The organism is Streptomyces sp. (assembly GCF_050698815.1).
In the GTDB taxonomy this organism is placed as follows: domain Bacteria; phylum Actinomycetota; class Actinomycetes; order Streptomycetales; family Streptomycetaceae; genus Streptomyces.
Map to the genome: position 1 here is coordinate 1 of NZ_JBOHCV010000038.1, position 4,489 is coordinate 4,489.

4 protein-coding genes are annotated in these 4,489 nt (G+C 74.0%); 3 read left to right on the top strand and 1 reads right to left on the bottom strand.

Annotated features, from left to right (window positions below; all coding sequences use genetic code 11):
• Positions 1 to 187: 187 nt before the first annotated feature.
• Complete coding sequence (locus ACRDP3_RS01415) at positions 188 to 880, bottom strand: class I SAM-dependent methyltransferase (protein WP_431514939.1); 693 nt, start codon at positions 878 to 880, stop codon at positions 188 to 190.
• 214 nt (positions 881 to 1,094) lie between these two features.
• On the opposite strand from ACRDP3_RS01415, the gene ACRDP3_RS01420 reads away from it, so the two are divergent.
• The 3 genes from ACRDP3_RS01420 to ACRDP3_RS01430 all read left to right on the top strand — a co-directional run bounded on the left by ACRDP3_RS01420 (position 1,095) and on the right by ACRDP3_RS01430 (position 4,330).
• Positions 1,095 to 2,597 carry an MFS transporter gene (locus ACRDP3_RS01420; protein ID WP_431514940.1) on the top strand — a complete coding sequence of 501 codons (1,503 nt, stop codon included), beginning with the start codon at positions 1,095 to 1,097 and terminating at the stop codon, positions 2,595 to 2,597.
• The gene (locus tag ACRDP3_RS01425; RefSeq protein WP_431514941.1) at positions 2,581 to 3,369 is read left to right on the top strand and encodes an SDR family NAD(P)-dependent oxidoreductase; all 789 of its coding nucleotides are present in this window, start codon (positions 2,581 to 2,583) and stop codon (positions 3,367 to 3,369) included. The genes ACRDP3_RS01420 and ACRDP3_RS01425 overlap by 17 nt, the downstream gene beginning before the upstream one ends.
• Before the next feature lie 76 nt (positions 3,370 to 3,445).
• Entirely contained in the window at positions 3,446 to 4,330 is an 885-nt protein-coding gene (locus ACRDP3_RS01430) for a MaoC/PaaZ C-terminal domain-containing protein (RefSeq protein ID WP_431514942.1), read from the top strand.
• Positions 4,331 to 4,489 lie beyond the last annotated feature (159 nt).

The following is a 4,489-nucleotide window of genomic DNA, read 5'->3' on the forward strand; positions in this document are numbered from 1 at the left end:
CGCCGCGGGCCCGCCGGCCGACTGCCACACCAGCCAGCCCGCCAAGCACGTCGGCAGCAGCGCCACGAGCACGACGGCCAGCCGTCTGCCCGTCCGGTGCCCCCACCTTCCGCTGCCGGGCGCCCACTGGGTGCTGGGTGGTCGTTTCGGCGGTGGGGACGAGCTCGGGTAGGACACGTCAGGGAGGTTACCGGGGCGTTCCGGCTCCCGGGCCGGTACGTCGCAGAACGCGGAGCGAGCCGGTCACCGACACCTCGCTGAACGCACCGGATTCCAGGGCGCGTCGGTAGACGCGGTAGGGCGCCTGCCCGCCGTCGGCCGGGTCCGGGAAGACGTCGTGCACCACCAGCAGCCCCTCCCGCGCGAGGTGCGGCACCCAGCCCTCGTAGTCGCCGGTGGCGTGCTCGTCCGTGTGCCCCCCGTCGATGAAGACCAGGCCCAACTCGCCGCCCCACACGGCCGCGACGCGCGGTGAGCGGCCGACGACGGCGATGACGTGCTCCTCCAGCCCCGCCGCGTGCAGGGTGCGCCGGAAGGTGGGCAGCGTGTCCATCAGACCGGCCTCGGGGTCGACCACGTCCGGGTCGTGGTAATCCCAGCCGGGCTGCTGCTCCTCGCTACCCCGGTGGTGGTCGAGGGTGACCACGCTGACGCCCGCCGCGCGGGCCGCGTCGGCCAGCAGCAGGGTGGAGCGCCCGCAGTACGTGCCGATCTCCAGCAGCGGCAGTCCCAGGGCCGCCGCCCGCACGGCGGCGGCGTACAGGGCCAGGCCCTCGTCGAGCGGCATGAAGCCCTTCGCGGCCTCGAACGCGGCGAGCGTGCCGGGCGCGGGCGCCGGGCTGACCCGGCTGGGCTGGCTGACCTGGCTGACCTGGCTCATCTCGCTCCTACGGGCGGTGTCTCGTCGCGCACCATGCTGCCCCACGCCGCTCGCACCCGCGGACGCGGGCATCCGCGGCTGCGGACACCCGGATGGCGGTCCCGGGGACCAGGACCGTGACCGGGTGCAGGGCTGCGGTCGTACGTCCAAGGTTCCCCGCCCCCGCACCCGATTCCGGTGGGCGGGACGCCGGACTGATGGGAGCATGACGGGCATGGCCCCCACCCCCGGCACCGGCGTCGGCACCGGCGTATCGCGCGGTGAGCGCGGCACGTCCGCACGCCGCCTGTGGGTGGTGGTGCTGGCGGCGTGCGCCGGGCAGTTCCTGGTCGTGCTCGACGTCTCCGTGGTCAACGTGGCGCTGCCCTCCATGCGGACCGACCTGGAGATGAGCGCGGCGGGGCTGCAATGGGTGCTGAACGCCTACACCCTCACCTTCGCGGGGTTCATGCTGCTGGGCGGCCGGGCAGCCGACATCTTCGGCCGGAAACGGATGTTCCTGCTGGGGCTGGCGCTGTTCACCGCGGCCAGCCTGGCGGGCGGGTTCGCTCAGCAGCCGTGGCAACTGCTCGCCGCCCGCGGGCTGCAGGGGATGGGCGCGGCGGTGCTGGCACCGGCGACGCTGACGATCCTCACCACGTCCTTTCCGCAAGGCCGGGCCCGTACCCGCGCCATCGCCACCTGGACCGCCGTCGGCGCGGGTGGCGGCGCGGCGGGCGGCCTCGTCGGCGGCGTACTGACGGGCGCGCTGTCCTGGCGCTGGGTACTGCTGATCAACGTGCCCATCGGTGCCCTGGTGCTGGCCGCCGCCGCGCTCCGGGTGACGGAGGCGCGGGACCGCACGGTGGCCCGCCGCCGGCTGGACATGCCGGGCGCACTGCTGGTCACCGCGGGGCTGGGCACGCTGGCCTGGGGCATCGTGCAGACCGAGTCGGTGGGCTGGACGGGGGCGTCCGCCCTGGTGCCGCTGGCGGCCGGACTGGCGCTGCTCGCGCTCTTCGTCCTGGTCGAGGCCCGCACGGCGGCCCCGCTGGTGCCGCTGGGGCTCCTCCGGCTGCGTTCGGTGTCGGCGACGAACGCCGCGATGTTCGTGTGCGGCAGCGCGATGTTCTGCATGTGGTACTTCATGTCGCTCTACATGCAGAACGTGCTGCACTACACCCCGGTCCAGGCCGGGCTCGGCTTCATCCCGCAGTCCCTCAGCGTGGTGCTCGGGTCCAAGGCCGCGCCCCGGCTGATGGCGCGGCTCGGCGCCAGGACCGTCGCCCTGACCGGGGTGCTGATCTCCTGCGCCGGCTGTCTGTGGCAGAGCGGCATGCACGCGGGCGGCGGCTTCCTGACGACCGTACTGGGCCCCGGCGTCATGATGGCGCTCGGTGCCGGACTGGCCGGCACCCCGCTCGCCTCGATCGCCATGTCGGGAGTGCCGCACGGCGACGCCGGACTGGTCTCCGGGCTGGTCAACACCTCACGGACGATGGGCGGTTCGCTCGGTCTGGCCGTGCTGTCGACGGTCGCCACCGCCCGGATCGGGAACGGCGACAGCCCGGCCACGCTGGCGGCCGGCTACGGACTGGCCTTCCGCTGCGGTGCCGGCATCCTCATGCTGTGCGCGATACTCATACTCCTCGCGCTGCCGCGCGCGGAACGCGAGCCCGGCCACGACCCGTCGGAAGAGCAAGAGGAGCGTGCGGTCGCGGATGCCGTCGGAAGCTGAGGTTCCCCCCTTTCCCGCCACCGGCCGCCGCGTTCTGGTCAGCGGCGCCTCGCGCGGTCTCGGACGGGCGCTGGCCCAGGCGTTCGCCCGCAACGGCGACCGGGTGGCCGTGCACTACGGCACCCGGCCGGAGGCGGCGCGCGAGACCCTGGCGAGCCTGCCCGGGGAGGGGCATGTGCTGCTCGGCGCCGACCTCGCCGACCCCGGACAGGCCGCGCGGCTGGTGGCGGACGCGGCAGCGGCCCTCGACGGCATCGACGTCCTCGTCAACAACGCCGCCGTCAACACACCGCACCCGCCCGCCGGCACCTCCTTCGCCGAGTGGACCGCCGCCTGGCAGCAGCACATCGCCGTCAACCTCCTGGGCACCGCCCACCTCAGTCACCAGGCCGCCCAGCGGATGATCGAGCGGGGCAGGGGCGGCCGGATCGTCAACATCGGTTCACGCGGCGCCTTCCGCGGCGAACCCGACCACCCCGCCTACGGCGCCACGAAGGCGGCCGTGCACGCCCTCGGGCAGTCCCTGGCCGTCGCCCTCGCCCCGCACGCCATCGCGGTCGCCTCGGTGGCGCCGGGCTTCTTCGAGACGGAGCGCGTCGCGCACCGGCTGGCCGGTGCGCAGGGCGAGGCGATCCGCGGCCAGAGCCCGTACGGGCGGGTCGCCCAGCCCACGGAGATCGCCGACGCGGTGCTGTGGCTGTCCTCGCCGGCGGCCCAGTGGGCCTCGGGCACCGTGCTCGACCTCAACGGCGCCTCGTATCTGCGTACGTGACGCAGTCCGTCCGTCCGTTAGTTCGTGCGTACGTACAGTCGCAGAGACCGTACCCGTGTGAAGGAGCCGAAGAGCGATGCCCATCGACGTCGAACGGGCCGTGGCAGCCGAGCCCCACAGCACCCGGATCAGCTGGAGCCACAAGGACGTTCAGCTCTATCACCTCGGCCTCGGCGCGGGCGTGCCGGCGACCGATCCCGGCGAGCTGCGCTACACCCTGGAGAGCCGGCTGCACGTGCTGCCCAGCTTCGCCACCGTCGCCGGAGGCGGCATGGGCGTCATCGGCGGGCTGTCCGCGCCCGGTATCGACGTGGACCTGGCCGCCGTGCTGCACGGCGGCCAGAGCGTCGAGACCTACCGGCCGTTGCCGGCCGCCGGCACCGCCACCCAGACCTCCAGGGTCGCGGCCGTGTACGACAAGGGGAAGGCCGCGGTGATCGTGCTGCGCTCCGAAGCGGCCGACGACGACGGTCCGTTGTGGACCTCCCAGGCTCAGCTCTTCGTACGCGGAGAGGGCGGCTTCGGCGGCGACCGCGGCCCCTCGGCACGGCCGGCGTCGCCCGAGAGGGATCCCGACCATGTGGTGCGGTGCGGCATCCGCGAGGAACAGGCGTTGCTCTACCGCCTCTCGGGAGACTGGAACCCCCTGCACGCCGATCCGGAGTTCGCCCGGCTCGCGGGCTTCGACAGGCCGATCCTGCACGGGCTGTGTTCGTACGGGATGGCGCTCAAGGCGGCCGTCGACACCGTGCTCGGCGGTGACGTGGCACGGGTGCGCGGCTACGGCACCCGGTTCGCCGGTGTCGTCTTCCCCGGCGAGACGCTGCGCGTCCGCATGTGGGAGGAGAAGGACGGAGGGGGCGAAGGTGAACACGGCGCGGGACGCGTCCGGTTGGCGGTCACCGCGGTCGAACGCGATGACGCGCCCGTGCTGGCCGACACGGTGATCGAGCACACCTAGAGCCGACCGGCCCGCCCGTTCACGGCGCCCGGCCGGGGAGCACCTCCCCCCGGAGCGCGGTGGCGAGCGGGGCGTTCTGAAGCGGCACCGGCTTGCACGGGCCGTGATGCGCCGAAGCTGCCGGGGAGCCGTCGTCCGGGGGCGAGCCGGCCGGAGGCC

Bases quoted from the DNA above. Each gene is read 5' to 3' on its own strand.
- ACRDP3_RS01415 (WP_431514939.1), bottom strand. From the start codon at position 880: ATGAGCCAGGTCAGCCAGGTCAGCCAGCCCAGCCGGGTCAGCCCGGCG.
- ACRDP3_RS01420 (WP_431514940.1), top strand. From the start codon at position 1,095: ATGGCCCCCACCCCCGGCACCGGCGTCGGCACCGGCGTATCGCGCGGT.
- ACRDP3_RS01425 (WP_431514941.1), top strand. From the start codon at position 2,581: ATGCCGTCGGAAGCTGAGGTTCCCCCCTTTCCCGCCACCGGCCGCCGC.
- ACRDP3_RS01430 (WP_431514942.1), top strand. From the start codon at position 3,446: ATGCCCATCGACGTCGAACGGGCCGTGGCAGCCGAGCCCCACAGCACC.